Consider the following 14,557-nt stretch of genomic DNA (forward strand, 5'->3'; position numbering starts at 1 on the left):
GTGCGGGCTACAGGGCGGCATAGGCCGAGCGCCAAGTCACGGCCAGCCGGGTGGCGTTGGTGTAGTCGCGGGCGGTCCACCAGATCTCGCTGGCTCCGGGCGGGATGACGAAGGTGTCGAGCCGGGAGGCGGGCGACAGGGCGGGGGCGAGGTTGCCGGTTCCGTTGCGGAGGACCCAGCGGGTGCCGGGACGGGTCTCGATGTCGACGTGCTCGCCGCTCCGCAGCGCGACGGACAGCTCGATGACCTTGCCCGACTCGACGTGTCGGATGCGCGGGTTGGTGCACGGCCCGCTGATACGGAGTGACGGCCATGCCGGTAGGTCGCCGTCGTTGTGCACCCAGCCGCGCCGTTCGTCGGGGATCGCGACGCCGGTCGTCAGCGGGGCCGTGAGCGGGGCGCGGAAGCCTCCCAGCCCGTCGGCGGACAAGGCGAGGGTGAGCGCCGAGGCGTCGTCGGCGTGGAAGCGCGGGTCGAGTGCCGCGAACTCCAGGTCCAGCGGGATCCAGCCGTGCAGCACGTTCGCGGTGCTGGTGGCCTCCACGCGGCGCAGCCGGCCGTAGAGGCGGCGCGTTGTGCGGCCCGGCCAGCGCAGGCGCAGCACGGTCTGTGCGCCCGAGCCCGTCCGGACGGCGGGATCGTCGGCGGCGCGGTGGAGCCGACCGAGCACCTCGACGGCCGCCGCTGGGTTGCCGGCGGTGCGGATGCCCGCCTCGATACGGATTGTCCGTACGCTGTAGAGATCGACGCCGGGGAACGCGCCGTCTCCGACGGGGTTGTCCACATCCTGTGTACGAAGTTCGGGGGCGCCGAGACCTTCTACTTCGCTCACCGGTACTTCCGTTCCGGCGCCGATGAGGACTCCGGCGATCTCGATCTGCCAGTCGGCGAGCTCCGGCATCACAACCGGCCTCCCCTCTGTGCGTTGCGGAGGCGGCGCATGACCTCGGCACCGATCTGCTGCGGGGTAGCCTGAGTTGAGGCCACGGTGACCGGCATGGTGCCGATCAGTGGCTGGTGCTCCCGCACGACGACGACCTGAACGGATCCAGCCGGACGGGCATCCACCGTGTGTACTGGCGTTAAGGGGCCGTGTGCTGCATCGAGTTGGAGGCCGAAGCGCTGCGCGACGTCGCCGAGCACCGCCGTTGCGGCCGCGCGCTTGGCGGGGGCGAGGGGGATGAACGCCTCCCCGCCAGTGCTCGCCTCCGCGAACTTGATCAGTGCGGTCGGGGAGGAGTAGATGCCCGGTTCCCAGATGCCGCCGCTCGCATAGGCCAGGCCCTTGTTGGCCTTGGCCAGGTCGTCGAGGAACTTCGTCGCGCGGGAGCCGAGGGCGGACTTGATGCGGGACTTGCCGAGGTTGCCGACCTCGATAACTCGGTCTTCCTCCAGGCCGGTGGTGTCGGCGACCTTGTGGATACCCGTACTGCTCGACTTGATCGCGCTGATGATGTCGAGGAGGTCGGCGAGGTCCTCGGCCGCGAGCGTCTTGTCGGCCGCCTTCGCTGCGTCGTCGGCCTTCTTCGCCTTCTTCTTGTCCTTCACCGCCTCGGCGGCCAGGTCCTCCGCGGCTTCGTCACCCTGTTCGGCGAGCCTCGCGGCGAGGTCCCCGTAGCCGAGGGCGGCGAGCTTGGTCAGGTTCTTCTCGAAGGTGCTCTGGTCCTTCACGGCCTGCTTGAGCTGGGCGGTGAAGTCGCCCAGGGACGCCTTCGCCACGAGACCCAGTCGCTCTAGGTCGGAGGCCATGTCCTTGAGGTACTTCGACGAGCCGGTGGCCATCTTGTGGGTCAGCTCGATGCCGTCCTCTCCCATGGCCTCCAGCGCGTCGGCCACGTCCTGCCCCGCGCGGCGGGCTACGGTCCGCAGGTCCTTGCGCCACCGCTCGGTCCTCTTCACCGCCTTGTCGAGGTTCCTCTCGAACTTCGAGAGGTCGAAGATCTCGACCTCCTTGCCCTTCCTTTTCACGGTGCGCATGGAGTCCGACCGGATCGAGGACACCGAGATCAGTTCGTCCTCGCCGGAGGGGCTGTAGGACCAGCCGGACAGGCCGCCGCCCGCGTACCAGGTGACGTCACCGCCGAAGCGCCGGACGACCTCCTCGACGATGGCCTTGCTGCGCGGGCGCTTGCTCGCGGCGAGCGGCACGTATGCCTCGCCCTGCGTCTCCGGCTCGGCCCACACTCGCCATGAGCCGGCGGGGGCGATCTGTGCGACGTGGTTCTCACGCCGTACACCGCCGTTGGCGAAGTAGTCGACGACCGCGCCGTCGGCGCGGGCCTGGATGGCGTCGGGTACGCCGTTGCCGTCGCGGTCCCAGGACGTCGGCTTGAGGTAGATGCCCACGCCGACGCTGGTGCCGGTGATGTTGTTGATCGCGCCCTGGATGGTGCCGAGGGCGGTCAGCGGCGGCTGGACGGGGATGGTGACCTTGGCCCGGCCGTTCGGCATGTTCTGCACCTTGAAGCCGAGGTCCTGAAGCGCCTTGCTCGCCGCGGCTGTTGGGGCGCTGATGGTTACGGTCTTGGCGCTCGGCGTCTTGATCAGCTGGGTTTCCACGGCCTTCAAGCTGGTGAGCGCACCGACCGTCGCGGCGTTGACCTTCACCGTCTTGTGGCCGGGAGTGGCACTGAGCTGGTCGATGAGCGCCTGAAGCGCACCGCGGGCGTCCTTCGTCGGAGCCGTGATCCTGATCTGACGGGTGCCCGGGATGGTCTCGACCTTGTAGCCCAGGTCCTTGAGGTCCTTCTGCGCCTCCGTACTGAGGGAGTCCACTTCGATCGTGGTCTTCTTCGGGACGCGGTCGAACTCCGCCTGGACGGCGAGGAGATCGGCCAGCGTGGAGTCCATGCCTTCCGTTTCCAGCAGGAGCGAGACCTTCGACGGCAGCAGGCCGAGACTGTCGGCCACCGCCTCGGCCTGCGCGCGCGTCAGCCCATAGCCCTGGGCCGCCTCGACCGCGGCCGCCCTCGCCTTCGTCATCTGTGCGCGGGCGGAGGACAGGGACTCGGCGAGCGGCTGGCCGTTCTGCTGGGCGAGGGCGTATGCGGAGACGGACGCGTCCGCGGCGGCGTCGCTCAGGGAGGTAAGGGACTGGTAGAGCTGCTGGCCCTTGCGTGTGGCGGTGTTCAGGGTGCCGTTGTTGTTCAGCAGAGCCTTGCCGTAGCCGTCGGCCCTGTCGATCCCGTCGGCCAGGGCCTCGTTCACGTCGAGGACGGCGCTGTTGACGCGGGCTTCGGCGGCCTGGAGGGAGATGCTGCCGCCGGAGAGGAGATCGAGGGCGTCCTTCAGGGCGCGAGTGCGCTGGTCAGCGTCTGCTGTCCGGTCGGCCAAGGCACCGACGGCGGCCTTGAGCTTGCCGTAGGCGGTGACGCCCCGCCCGGTGGCGCCCTGCGCCTCGGCGAGGTCCTTGGCGCGCTGGACAGACTCTTCCATCTCGCCCTTGACGCCGTCCAGGGCATCGGCGGCGTCCTGCGCCCTGCGTCCCAGGACGTCATAGCCCTGCCAGGTGTCGCCGAACTCGTTGGTCTGCCAGACGTCGTCGTGTGCGTCGGCGACAGCCTGCAACCGGCCCTGGAGGCCCTCGAGGGTCAGGCCCTGACCGAGGTAGGCATCGGTGAGTTCCGACAGCGAGACGCCCGCCTTCTTCATGACGTCGACCAGGCGCTGGTTGCCGTCGGCCGTCTTCGTGTCCATCAGGACCTGGGCAGCCTGGGCGCGGACGTTGGCGTCGATAGCGCCCTTGGAGGCGAGCAGTGCCTCGGTCAGGCTGCTGATGCGCTGTTCGTGCTCGGCCGCCCTCTCGGCGGCCTTCCGCTGCTGGTCGGCGAGCAGCCCGAGACCGAAAGTGGCGGCGACCATGGCGGCACCCCATGGGCCGCCCATGAACGCCACCAGCCCGCGGCCGGCGCCGAGGAGCCCGGCCCCGGCTGCACGCGCCGCGCTGTTGAGCGTGCCAGCGAAACCGGACGTCGGGCCCTGGGCGCTGCGGAAGGCGGCAGCCATCTGACCCACCACAGGGATCCGCGTCTCCAGTACGGCGAACGCCGCCGCGTACCGCGACAGCGACACCCCGGCCCGCGCGGCCAGGTTCTGCTGCACCTGCATCTGCGCGCCGAAGCCCTGCCAGGCGCCGGTCAGCCGACCGCTCACGGTCGAGGCGAGCCCGCCCAGCATCGGCGTGAGGCGCCGGGCGAGGAACATCGCGGCGATCGCCGTCTGAACGGGCCCGGGCAGCGACCCGAACGCCCGCACCAGGGACCCGACCACCTCACCCACCGGGACGAGTACGGCGGACAGCCCGGCGACCGCGGACATCGCGAGGTCGGCGGTCGTGACGAGGATGTCGAGGCTGTTGCTGGCCCCGCCTGCCTCGTCGCCCAGCAGACCGAGCGCGGAGGCGACCGGTGCGGCCCCCTCGGTGGCGTTGCCGAGGACCTCGCCGAGGTCGCGGGCAGCGTTGATGAGGAGGTTCAGCCCGGCGGCCAGGCCGTGCTCGCCGAGGGCCTGGAGCGGGCCGAGGAGCTGTTCGGCCTCGTCGATCAGCTCGCCGAGACCGCTGCGCGCGCTGTCCCTGAGCTCCGGGCCGTAGAGGGTGGCCAGGTCACGCCCGTACTCGATCGCGGCGACGAGGTACGGCGTCGCGCCGGACATGCCGCGCGTCAGCAGCCGGGTGACGTACTCCAGGCCCGGCGCCATGGCGTCGTACAGCGCGAGTCCGGTCTGTTGGGTCTGCTTGCGCAGCAGTGTCATCGCGCCCGCGAGTCCTTGTCCGCGGGCGGCGGTGATCTGCGCGGCAGCGCCACTTTCCCGTACGGCCTGGCTGAGCGCGTCGAAGGACTCGGTGCCCTGGTGGGCCAGCGCGATGGCGCCCGACATGGCGGGCTTGCCCATCGCCTTCTTCACCGCGGCGGTGAAGTCCTGCTGGGACATCTCGTGCTGGGCGTGGCTCAGCTCCTCGATGACGTACCGCAGGCCCTTGAACCGGCCCTGCGCGTCCCAAGCCTCGATGCCCAGGGCCTCCAGGCCGTCGCGCATCTCCTTGGTGGGCGCGGCGAGGTTGGCCATCATGCCGCGCAGCGCGGTGCCGGCCGTCTGGCCTAGGATGCCGGCCTTGCCGAGCATGCCGACCGCGCTGGCCGCGTCCTCCATGCTCACCCCGAGGCCGGCGGCGACCGGACCGGCGTACCGCATCGCGTAGTAGATATCGATGATGCCGCCGGAGGCGTTGTTCGCGGTGGCGGCCAGGATGTCGGAGGCGCGCGCCGCCTGGTCGGCGCCGAGGCCGAACTGGTCCATGATGTCGCCGAGGTAGCGGGCCGAGTCGGCCGCGCTGACGTTGGCGGCGGAGGCGAGCTGGAGGGAGGCGCGGGTGGCGGTGACGGCCTGGTCAGTGCGGAAGCCCGCCTTCGCCAGCTCTACCATGGCCTCGGCGGCGTCGGCCGCGGTGGTAGTCGGCAGAGTGAGGTCGTTGCCGAGCCGGTTGGCCATCCAGGAGGCGCGCTGCATCTGCCCGGCGGTGGCCCCCGTTACCGCCTGGAAGGTGTTCATCTGCCGCTGGTAGCGGTTGCCCTCCTCGACGAGCCGGCCGGTGCCGAGGACGAGGGCGCCTCCGGCGAGGAGGCGGGTCAGGGCGGTGGCCTGGCGGCCGACACTCCTGAGGGAGCGCTCCAGCGTGCCGGCGTCGTCGCCCGCCCGACGCAGGCCGCGGCCGGTATGGCCGCCGCGCGCGCCGAGGGCGCTGAGTCGGGTGGCGGCGGTACGGGCCTGGGCGCCGAGGGTGTTGATCTGGCGAGCGGTGCGTCGGCTGGAGGCGTCCAGTGTGTCGAGGCGGCGGTCGAGTTCGCGGGTGCGGCGGCCCAGATCCTGGGCAGCGTCGGCAGCCGAACGCAGCCCGGAGATCAGGCTGTTGGCCTGTGCCGTCAGCTGGACGGTGAGGTTGTAGGTGGCCATCCTGACGGCTCACCGTCCGTTCGCCAGGGCGGTTCGCCCGGACGAACCGCCGTGCTGGACCGCCTCGTAGGCCGACCGGGGCAGGAGCGTGATCTTGATGCCGTAACCGGCCCGCCCCTCGGGCACCTGATCGCGCTCCTGGGCGATCAGCTCGCAGCCCGGGCAGCGCAAGGTGTCCGTGACGTACGCGTGCCGGTGCCCGCCCTCGGCCGGGTTCCACTCGTCGAGCCGGGTACGGCAGTCCGGGCACACCGTGCGCTGCCACTGCTGCCAGGCCAGGGCCTTGGCTCGGTCCAGGTCACTCCAGCGGCCGTCCCCGCCGAGGAACTGCGAGTGAGGGATGCCGTACTGCTCGCACAGCTCCAGCTCGGCCCGCAGTCGCGAGTCGGCCTTCAGCCTTTTCCCAGGTCGGCCCGGTCGGTACGGGCTTCCTGCTGCACCTCCCAGGCGGCCTCCCACAGGGCGTTCGCGTCCGGGGCCGACCAGGCGTCCAGCAACTCGCGGGCCTCGGCCTCGGTCATGCCGTCCGTGGACGATGCCGAGATGAGCGCGGCCGGGAAGGTGTTGGGATTGAACGCCGCCCCGTCGGCGGCCTGTTCGTCTGTGGGTGGATGTGCGTGGAGGAGCTCCTCGAGGACCGGGCGCGGCAGAGCGCGGAAAGTGAGGTAGATCGAGGCCGCGCGCAGAGCCTCGGCCGCGGCGTCGTACCGCCGCCTCGCCTCCGCCGCTCGCTCGGCGAGAACGCTGTTGTCCGCGTCGCTCTCGGCCAGGATCCGCGCGCGGTCGGCGGCTCGCCTGGCCTCGTCGTACTCTGCCCGCAGCGCTGCGTCGTCGCAGATCTGCAGAACGCGCTCTGGCAGCGAGCGGCGACGCAGCCGCTCCATCTTCTGCTCCCACGTCACCGCGCCCTGGGCCTTTCCGGCAGCCATCAGCTGCCTCCGGACGAGGACGAGGAGGAGGACGATGCAGAGGCAGCGGCCGGGACGGCGGCGTCGAGCGCCGGCGGAGAGGTGATGGAGAAGACGGCCTGGAACTTCGCGGCCTCATTGCCGGCGTTGTACTGCGCTGTGCGGGACGCCACCTGGACCGGGAAGGTGTCCATCGACTTAGACCCGGGGATGTCGCCCTTGCGCAGGAAGACGACGAAGCCGACGGCGCCCTTGGGCAGCAGCGTCTCGATGGTGTCGCTGAGCTGGTCCTCGTAGAAGGTGATCGAGGAGTTCTCGGCCTTGTCGTTGCCCGGGATGGAGGACGAGAAGGTCGAGGCCATGTCCGGCGTCTCGATCGCCTCGTTCGTCAGCGACCAGCCGTCGACGTCGCTGATCGCCTCGGTCAGGTCGGTGGCGTTCGGTGTCGAGATCTCCGCGCGGGTCGGGATGAGGTTGGCGGAGGCGACCTTCGTCAACCAGAGAATCTTGGTGATGCCGCGCCGCATGAAGCGCTGTTGAGCCACGGGGCACTCCTGGACGGGTGCTGCGCCGGGCTCGACGGCCGGGCGTCCGCGTGGCTCCGCGGTGAGGTGTCGTAGATCGAAGGGATCAGGCGGCGGGCGTCACTGTGATCGTGAACCGCTGCACGTAGGTAACGATACTGCCCTGCGAACCGTCAACCGGATCTCCGTCGGCGTCGTAGGTCAGTTCCCGGTCGATGACGCGCATTCCGGCGACCGGGATGTCCGTACGCCAGCCACTCGGCGTGCGGTCGAAGAGCGCGGCACGGACCCGGTCGCCGAGCCACTGCACCTGGTCCGCCCGTTCGCCGACGCTGGTCGCCTGGTACGTCCACGTCGCGTCCGCATGCCAGTCGGCGAATGACGGGCCGGAGAACTGGCCGGGCAGGCTGTCGAGGATCAGGTACGGCAATGCCGCGGGCCCACCGTCCGTCGCGCGTGGCAGGACGGTGAGCCCGCAGGGCCGCCCGGTCCCGGTGGTGAGCACGTCGATGAGCGCCCGGGTCAGTGGCAGTCGAGGAGGGCTCATCGTGGCAGCGCTCCGCTCCGCAGGGCCTCCAGGAAGCCGGGTTCGGTCTGCCGAAAGGCCGGCTCGATGTGCGGGTACGGCGGCTGCCGGTACTGGCGCCCCAGCCGGTCGACACCGACGAAGCCGTACTCCAGACGACGCGACTGCGGCGCGTCGGTGAACACCACGGCGCTGACCTGCCCTCCGGCCACGGTCACCTTCACGTCCCACGATGCCCGGTACTGCCCGGTGACGACGTTCGGCCCTGGTCGTCCGGAGGCGTTCTTCTGGATGCGGACCCGCAGGAGCATGGCGTGATGCCGGGTGATCGCCCGCGTCCGGGCCCGGACGGCCGACCCCATCCCCGACAGCGCCGCCGCCAATGCGATCGGGTCTCGGAACGCGGTCGCGTCGGGGTGCACGTTGGGATGGGCGTTCAGTGCCATCAGTCGATCACCTCCAGGCGTACCGTGCGCACCACCGCATAGCTACCGACAGCAACCTCCGCAACCCGGAACCGGCGGCCCACCAGTTGCTCGTCACGCACGGAACGAGAAACGCTCAGGACGTCGTCGACCATCACCTGCGGCGCGGAGAGTGGCAGCAGCGCTTGGTACACGGTCGGGGCGGGCAGCGATGCGACCACCCCGTCCAGGGGCGGGGCGACCGAGAGCTGCCCTGGACGCACGATGGCCCCAGCCCCCTCCCACAGCGGCACAGACGCCTGGCCGACGGGCTTCAGCTCGCCCGTCTCCTCGTCCAGCTCGTCACTCGAGTCACCGTCCGCGTCCCGCCACAGCTGGAGCTCGTCGTCGAGAAGCCCTTCCACGACCCGGCGCACACCCGACAGATCAAACGCCACGGGCCCACTCCGCCAACTGCCGCAGCACCGCCGCCGTACCGCCACCCGGTACGTTCTCCAGGTCCACCCGCGCGAGCGCCGCCCGCTCGACTTCCAGCGGATCGAGAGCCTCCAGGAACGCGGCGGCCGAGGGCCCGGGTTCGGGTGGCACACCAACCTGCACACGGGCGAGGAGATCGAGTTCAGCTGGCCAGGTGCCCGTCGGGCGCAGGTGCAGCACGACGTGCGGCAGGCCGTGGGCGTCGGCGTGGACGTCGACGGCGGCGACGTGACTAGTCACATTCTGGCCGTCCACCACGACGCCGTAGGCGCGGCCGTCGAAGGTCATCTGGAATCGCTTCGGTGTCGTCACCGGCGGAGCCTAATCCCAAGTGCCCTGCACCGCTCCGACACCGGTACCAAGCGCTGAGACCGCGCTGTCAGACGTGTCGCGTAGGGTTCCGGTCATGGCGCTGACGGACATAACACGCACCGAGGTGGAGAAGGCGGTGGAGGAGTGCGACCGGCTTGGCAGGGACGCATTTCTCCAGCGCTACGGCTTCCGACGCGCACGTCGTTACCTGCTTCTGAACTCGGGGCACCAGTACGACTCCAAGGCAATCGTCGGCGCCGCTCACGGCTTCTTGCCCGGTCGGCAGCCGCTGGCGGCCAAGGACTTCTCCGGTGGTGCGGGGCACGCCGCGGGGCTGTTGAAGAAGCTCGGCTTCACGGTGGTGGACGAGCTCCCAGAAGCCGAGGTCACTTCCGATGGCCTCGTCAACTGTGTCACCCAGCTGAACGTGAATCGTTCCTCCGGGCGTCCCGCCCTGTTCCAGCCGATCGTGCTGTTGTGGGCCGTTGGCCGTGCCCGACGCGCCGAGCCGCGACTGCTGCCATGGGAGGAGACCGAGTCAGAGCTCAAGGCTCTCCTGCAGAAGCACGGCATGAGGGGAGAGCGCCCGCGCCCCGACTACCCTGTCGCAGCTCTTTACCATGCTGGTCTCTGGGAGCTACGTGACCACGCGGGTGCGGTGCCGGCCGCCCATGGTGACTCGCAGTTGCGCAGCTGGTTTCGCGACTATCAGCCGGTTGGTGGCTTGACCGAGCCGGTGTACGACCTCCTCCGGCGCTCCGGCGAGGTGCGCCTTGCGGTGATTGGCGAGCTGCTGTGCAGGTTCTTCGATGATCTGGACTACTGCCCGCTTCTGACCGACGTCGGTCTGTATGACGATGGAGTGGCGGACGACGCGTCTCCCGGCGCCGACGCGGAGTCAGAAGACCGACCCGAGCCGTGGCTCATCACCGCCGTCGAGTATGAGCGCTTGTGCCGCATTGCCGAGCACGGCGCGGCTCATAACCACGGCAGGCGAGCACCGCGCACTACGTACAACCCCATACGATCCAGTGCTGCTCGCAAGGCAGCACTGGGGCGCAGCGGCGGACGCTGCGAGAATCCGCAGTGCACGGGCCAGCCAGCTGACGTTACCGACCGCGGGTGGCCGATACTCGAGGTCGATCACGTCGTAGATCTCGCTCTCGGAGGTTTTGACCACCCCAGCCAGATGGTCGCCCTGTGCCCGAACTGTCACGCGGTGAAGACTCGTGGCCGCACCCGCGAAGCACTGCGCAAAGTCCTACTCGAGGTCGCGATGGAGCGGCATACCGCCGTGCGGCCAGATCAGGATCCGTCATGCGTGTGATCTGCCCTGTCTGCCTATTAGTTAGATGATTCCACTTGCGATTCCACCGATCAGGGCACGCATTGCCCCCCGCGAAAACGCCAATGGCCGAAGACCGGTGTTCTTGGAGTCGCGCACCGCAACATGCTCGCCCAGTTCCGCGATCTCCACGCAGTCATTCGCGCCCCCGCTGTATGAGCTCTTCCGCCACCGCGCTTGTGTGAGATTGATGTCGTGCGCAGCCGTCGTGACGTCGTGCGGGGCGGCCATGCTGGGCGTGCTCACTCTTCGAGCTCCTTGCTGATGCGTGCGATGCGGGTGCGGGTCTCCGACGGGTCGAGGGCGGTGCTCCTCAACTGGTCAAAGATCTCTGTGTAGTTGTTCATGTCTTCCGGGGACTCGAGATACACGGAGTTCTTGGGGTTCTCCAGCCACACCAGGTTCGGCGTGGGGTCCGGGAAGGTCAGGATGACGAACGGACCGTACAGCCCGGGATGCGCTCCGAGTGAGAACGGCAGCAGCTGCACGGTGACATTCGGCCGCTCGCTTGACTCCACCAGCTTCCGCATCTGGTCGCGCATCACTTCAACGGAGCCGACCGTCCTTCGCAGCACGGCTTCGTCGAGGATCGCCCACAGCCTGGCCGGGGCCCCACCGCCCAGGCGGCTGTTCTGCCGCTCCATGCGGACTCTGACCAGGGACTCGACCTGCGGCGGAGACAGGTCCTTCCTCATCTGGGAGATCACTGCACGGGCATAGTCCTCGGTCTGGAGCAGTCCCGGCACGAGCATTGGCTGGTAGCTGGCGAGGTGTGTCGCGCCGGCCTCCAGCGCGAGGTAACCGTCGTAGCGAGTCGGGGTGAGCACCGTCGAGTACTTCCGCCACCAGGGCTTCTGCTGCTCCTTGTCCGCCCGTACGAGGTCGAGCACGTCGGCGCGCCGGTCGTCGTCATCGACGCCGTACAGGTCGAGCAGCGCCCGGACAAGGACGGGCGTCGTACCGCGTTCGCCATTCTCGATCCGGCTCAGTGACCCCTGGTTGACCTCCAGCTGATCGGCGACCTCGGTGAGGGTGAGCCCGGTCGCGTCACGCAGCTCCTTCAACCGTGCCGCGAGCTGTCGCCGGTACACGGACTGCGGGACCAGGCTTCTCTTCAAGGCCATGCCGGAAGTCTCTCCGTACCGGCGACACCTCTACAACCCATACGGGTCAACTTCTCAAGACATATTGCCTAGTTGGTGGTTGCCTCGGCATGCTGTCAGGAGTCACGGCGCGCGTTCGCACGGGCGTGCGCCGCAGCCGACCGATGGGCGACGCATCGCCACCACCCCGCTATCGGCACGCGCCTCTTTGTCGGTCCCGCACGCCGCACCAGGAGGGTGGGCCATGCCACGGACAACGCTGCTTCGGCAGCTGCTCCAGCAACGGCACCTGACGACGCACGAGGCTTTCGCCGCCCAGTACGAGCGGGCCGCCGCCCGGCTGGCGGAACTCGACCGCGACCCCCGCCTGGTGTCCCTCCAGGTCTCCCCACGCCAATTCGACCGCTGGTACGGCGGGGAGTTACTGACTCTGCCCCGTCCTGACGCCTGCCGGGTGCTGGAACACATGCTGGGCCGACCCGTCTCCGAGCTGTTCTCCACGGCATACGACGGCGACTCCGAGCACGACGGAGACGAGGAGGAGCCGCGCAGCCGGCGGCAGACGCTGAGTCCGCCTCCACCACGAGAGGACGACGAGAATCCACTGGACATCGTCACCCGGACCCGGCAGCTCACGGCCAGCAACGCCGACGACGCGACGCTCACCTTCCTCGATTCCTCCCTGGAGGGCATCACCAGCCGGTACGAACAGGACGGGCCGTACGTCCTGCGCCCCCAGGCCCGTCAGGTGCGGCAGCTCGCCCACACTCTCCTCGACGGTCGCCAGCCCCCACGCGCGCGCCGGGAGCTCTTCCGCCTCGCCGCCCGCGCCTCCGGCCTGCTCGGCTACATGGCAGTGAACATGGGCGACTTCGCGCTCTCGGAGGCGTACTGCACCGAAGCCCGGGATCTCAGCCGTGAGATCGGCGACCTGGACACCGACCTCTGGGCGCGCGGCACCCTCTCCTTCAGCTTCTACTACGCCGGCCGGTACGACGAGGCGGACGCCTGCGCCGCCGCGGCCGTCGAGCGAGCTCCGCGCCACGCCCAGTCCATCCGCCTGCTCGCCAACGGCCGGGCCCGGGCCCTCGGCAAGACCGGCGACCGGCGTGCCGTCGAGCAGGCCATCGGACAGGCACTCCGCCTCTCCGACCTCCATGAGGTACCCGTCGGGCTGACCTCCTGCATCTCCTTCGAGCCGTACGGACGGGCCCGGACGCTGGCCAACGCCGTCACGTCACACGTGGCGCTGCGCAACACGGCCCAGGTGCTGCGCGACGCCGAGCACATCGACGATCTGGTGGAGCACTCGACCTCCTGCTGGAGCCGTTCGCTCGTACGCCTCGACGTCGCCACCGCGTTGCTGCAGCAGCGTGCCCCCGACATTGACCATGCGATGGTGCTGGGGGGTGAGGCCCTGCGGCTGTGCGGAGACACCCCGATCAGCTCCGTCTACCAACGCTCCCGCGACCTGCACGAGCAGGCCGGGCCGTGGCGTGATCACCCGGCGGTACGCGATTATGGCGACGAGTTCCGGACCTGGAGCTCGCAGCCAGCGGCCCTGGCCATGGCGTCATCCGCGTCGTAGGCGCCGTCGGTGTCGTCGTACTCCGGGGCAGTGTGAAGCCGAAGGAGTACGTCGGGTGCCCCTGCTCAGCGCCGATCCCGCCGCGTTCCCCGCCGAGCCCCCCGCCGACACGCACGATCCGGCGGTCACCGCGGCCCACGACTGGGCGGCGTTCAGCGCACTCGACGAGATGACCGACCACTGGGCACGCCCCGGCTGGTCGGACGGCAGCCGGGCGTACTACTGGATGCTGACCTTTCCGGATGATCAGCGGCTCGCGGATCTCGCCCGGCACTGCCAGAAGGAGTTGGTTCCCCTCGGCCTCGACCCGGTGCCGACGGATGGACTGCACATCACCCTCGCCCGCGTGGGCAGGCCGGACGCTGTCGCCCCCAACCAGCTGGACAGCCTTGCGCGGGACGCCGAGGCGCTGCTGCCCTCCGCGTTCTCCGTACGCGCCATGCCGCTGGCCGGCTCCCGCGGCGCCGTGCGCCTGTCCCTTGGCCCCTGGGAACCCCTGCTTCGGCTGCACCACGCGCTGGCCAAGGCTGGGGCCAGCGTCGGTCTCGCCCCGAAGAAGCCGACGTCCGCCTTCCGACCGCACCTGAGCCTCGCCTACAACAACCGTCGGCGTCCCGCCGCCCCCGTCGTGGAAGCGGTCTCAGGACTGCGCGCTCTCCCGTCCGTCGAACTCGTCGTGCCCGCAGTCCAGTTGGTGGAACTCCGCCGCGAGGGGCGGACGTACCGCTGGGATGTACGGAAGAACGTCCCGCTCGGATAGCCCGCCGACGTCCAAGGGGAGAACCACGACCACTTCCTTGCCGATCGCGGTCGGCCAGACCGACCATCTGGAAGCCAACTCCCCGACGAGCAGCAGCCCGAGCCCACTGCCCGCCAGCTCATCCAGCGCCCCCTCCGCCGATCGTGCCCTGACCCCGGAGACATCCCGTCCCGCGTCGTGGACCCGCAGTACCGCCACGTCCCGATAGACCTCCACACACATGCAGTCCGGTCCGCCGGCTGTGTGCCTGACCGCGTTGCCCACCAGCTCCGAGGCGACCAGAACGGCGTCGTCGACCCGCTCCGGCGAGGCACGTCCCTCGAGGAACTCTCGTACGTGCCTGCGCGCGAGGCCCGAAGGCTCGGCGCAGCCGGCCAGCTTCACCCAATGACGCCGTACTGGTGTCCGCCTGCAGAGGCGCTCTTCGTCCGCCGCGTCCATCGCCGCTTCTCGTTTCCGGTAGGCACTGGACCGATCACCCTCGCCTCGCGTGAGCCGCGGCGGTACGCCGCACCTACGCCTCCTCGCGCGCTGCCGGACGGCGGACGAACGGCGTGCTGACGGCGTACCGCCGCCGATTGCCCCCGGCGAGGCTCTTCTCCGAGACGCCGGCCCTTGGCGTCTCGGCACACCTGGC

Annotated in this window: 15 protein-coding genes; 3 read left to right on the forward strand and 12 right to left on the reverse strand. The window is 69.8% G+C overall.

Annotated elements, in window-relative coordinates:
- Positions 1–7: 7 nt before the first annotated feature.
- The 9 genes from AB0G63_RS02985 to AB0G63_RS03025 form a co-directional block, all read right to left on the reverse strand.
- Positions 8–901 carry a hypothetical protein gene (locus tag AB0G63_RS02985; protein WP_360743288.1) on the reverse strand — a complete coding sequence of 298 codons (894 nt, stop codon included), beginning with the start codon at positions 899–901 and terminating at the stop codon, positions 8–10.
- On the reverse strand, positions 901–5,952 hold the full coding sequence (locus AB0G63_RS02990; RefSeq protein WP_360743291.1) for a phage tail tape measure protein: 5,052 nt from the start codon (positions 5,950–5,952) through the stop codon (positions 901–903). Before AB0G63_RS02990 ends, AB0G63_RS02985 begins: the two co-directional genes overlap by 1 nt.
- A gap of 9 nt (positions 5,953–5,961) precedes the next feature.
- The gene (locus tag AB0G63_RS02995) at positions 5,962–6,411 is read right to left on the reverse strand and encodes a hypothetical protein (RefSeq protein ID WP_360743294.1); all 450 of its coding nucleotides are present in this window, start codon (positions 6,409–6,411) and stop codon (positions 5,962–5,964) included.
- Positions 6,345–6,881 carry a hypothetical protein gene (locus tag AB0G63_RS03000; RefSeq protein ID WP_360743297.1) on the reverse strand — a complete coding sequence of 179 codons (537 nt, stop codon included), beginning with the start codon at positions 6,879–6,881 and terminating at the stop codon, positions 6,345–6,347. Before AB0G63_RS03000 ends, AB0G63_RS02995 begins: the two co-directional genes overlap by 67 nt.
- A complete protein-coding gene (locus tag AB0G63_RS03005; RefSeq protein WP_360743300.1) occupies positions 6,881–7,405 on the reverse strand; it encodes a hypothetical protein in 525 nt (174 codons plus the stop codon). Before AB0G63_RS03005 ends, AB0G63_RS03000 begins: the two co-directional genes overlap by 1 nt.
- Positions 7,406–7,490: 85 nt before the next feature.
- On the reverse strand, positions 7,491–7,931 hold the full coding sequence (locus AB0G63_RS03010; RefSeq protein ID WP_360743303.1) for a hypothetical protein: 441 nt from the start codon (positions 7,929–7,931) through the stop codon (positions 7,491–7,493).
- Positions 7,928–8,356 carry an HK97 gp10 family phage protein gene (locus tag AB0G63_RS03015; RefSeq protein WP_360743306.1) on the reverse strand — a complete coding sequence of 143 codons (429 nt, stop codon included), beginning with the start codon at positions 8,354–8,356 and terminating at the stop codon, positions 7,928–7,930. The genes AB0G63_RS03010 and AB0G63_RS03015 overlap by 4 nt, the downstream gene beginning before the upstream one ends.
- Complete coding sequence (locus AB0G63_RS03020; RefSeq protein WP_360743309.1) at positions 8,356–8,772, reverse strand: DUF6093 family protein; 417 nt, start codon at positions 8,770–8,772, stop codon at positions 8,356–8,358. The genes AB0G63_RS03015 and AB0G63_RS03020 overlap by 1 nt, the downstream gene beginning before the upstream one ends.
- On the reverse strand, positions 8,762–9,124 hold the full coding sequence (locus AB0G63_RS03025) for a hypothetical protein (RefSeq protein ID WP_360743312.1): 363 nt from the start codon (positions 9,122–9,124) through the stop codon (positions 8,762–8,764). Before AB0G63_RS03025 ends, AB0G63_RS03020 begins: the two co-directional genes overlap by 11 nt.
- A gap of 94 nt (positions 9,125–9,218) precedes the next feature.
- Here AB0G63_RS03025 and AB0G63_RS03030 point away from each other — a divergent pair, with 94 nt between their 5' ends.
- The gene (locus AB0G63_RS03030) at positions 9,219–10,451 is read left to right on the forward strand and encodes an HNH endonuclease signature motif containing protein (RefSeq protein ID WP_360743315.1); all 1,233 of its coding nucleotides are present in this window, start codon (positions 9,219–9,221) and stop codon (positions 10,449–10,451) included.
- Positions 10,452–10,472: 21 nt separating this feature from the next.
- Here the strand turns inward: AB0G63_RS03030 and AB0G63_RS03035 are convergent, their stop codons facing one another.
- Together AB0G63_RS03035 and AB0G63_RS03040 are read right to left on the reverse strand one after the other, a co-directional pair.
- Positions 10,473–10,700: a DUF397 domain-containing protein gene (locus tag AB0G63_RS03035; RefSeq protein WP_360743861.1), complete on the reverse strand. Its 228-nt coding sequence runs from the start codon at positions 10,698–10,700 to the stop codon at positions 10,473–10,475.
- An 11-nt stretch (positions 10,701–10,711) separates the two neighbouring features.
- Positions 10,712–11,593, reverse strand: coding sequence for a helix-turn-helix transcriptional regulator (locus tag AB0G63_RS03040; protein WP_360743318.1), 882 nt, complete (start codon positions 11,591–11,593; stop codon positions 10,712–10,714).
- 223 nt (positions 11,594–11,816) lie between these two features.
- Between AB0G63_RS03040 and AB0G63_RS03045 the strand changes: the two genes are divergently transcribed.
- A complete protein-coding gene (locus AB0G63_RS03045) occupies positions 11,817–13,160 on the forward strand; it encodes a hypothetical protein (RefSeq protein WP_360743321.1) in 1,344 nt (447 codons plus the stop codon).
- Between the two features lie 55 nt (positions 13,161–13,215).
- On the forward strand, positions 13,216–13,920 hold the full coding sequence (locus tag AB0G63_RS03050; RefSeq protein WP_360743324.1) for a 2'-5' RNA ligase family protein: 705 nt from the start codon (positions 13,216–13,218) through the stop codon (positions 13,918–13,920).
- Here the strand turns inward: AB0G63_RS03050 and AB0G63_RS03055 are convergent.
- Positions 13,801–14,361: an ATP-binding protein gene (locus AB0G63_RS03055; RefSeq protein WP_360743326.1), complete on the reverse strand. Its 561-nt coding sequence runs from the start codon at positions 14,359–14,361 to the stop codon at positions 13,801–13,803. The genes AB0G63_RS03050 and AB0G63_RS03055 overlap by 120 nt on opposite strands.
- Positions 14,362–14,557 lie beyond the last annotated feature (196 nt).

Source organism: Streptomyces sp. NPDC020996 (assembly GCF_040641355.1).
Lineage (GTDB): Bacteria > Actinomycetota > Actinomycetes > Streptomycetales > Streptomycetaceae > Streptomyces.

What these genes read in the sequence shown, in the direction of transcription:
- AB0G63_RS02990 (WP_360743291.1), bottom strand. Translation starts at nt 5,952, where the DNA reads ATGGCCACCTACAACCTCACCGTCCAGCTGACGGCACAGGCCAACAGC.
- AB0G63_RS03035 (WP_360743861.1), bottom strand. Translation starts at nt 10,700, where the DNA reads ATGGCCGCCCCGCACGACGTCACGACGGCTGCGCACGACATCAATCTC.
- AB0G63_RS03055 (WP_360743326.1), bottom strand. Translation starts at nt 14,361, where the DNA reads ATGGACGCGGCGGACGAAGAGCGCCTCTGCAGGCGGACACCAGTACGG.
- AB0G63_RS03040 (WP_360743318.1), bottom strand. Translation starts at nt 11,593, where the DNA reads ATGGCCTTGAAGAGAAGCCTGGTCCCGCAGTCCGTGTACCGGCGACAG.
- AB0G63_RS03045 (WP_360743321.1), top strand. Translation starts at nt 11,817, where the DNA reads ATGCCACGGACAACGCTGCTTCGGCAGCTGCTCCAGCAACGGCACCTG.
- AB0G63_RS03000 (WP_360743297.1), bottom strand. Translation starts at nt 6,881, where the DNA reads ATGGCTGCCGGAAAGGCCCAGGGCGCGGTGACGTGGGAGCAGAAGATG.
- AB0G63_RS03015 (WP_360743306.1), bottom strand. Translation starts at nt 8,356, where the DNA reads ATGGCACTGAACGCCCATCCCAACGTGCACCCCGACGCGACCGCGTTC.
- AB0G63_RS03030 (WP_360743315.1), top strand. Translation starts at nt 9,219, where the DNA reads ATGGCGCTGACGGACATAACACGCACCGAGGTGGAGAAGGCGGTGGAG.
- AB0G63_RS02985 (WP_360743288.1), bottom strand. Translation starts at nt 901, where the DNA reads ATGCCGGAGCTCGCCGACTGGCAGATCGAGATCGCCGGAGTCCTCATC.
- AB0G63_RS03010 (WP_360743303.1), bottom strand. Translation starts at nt 7,931, where the DNA reads ATGAGCCCTCCTCGACTGCCACTGACCCGGGCGCTCATCGACGTGCTC.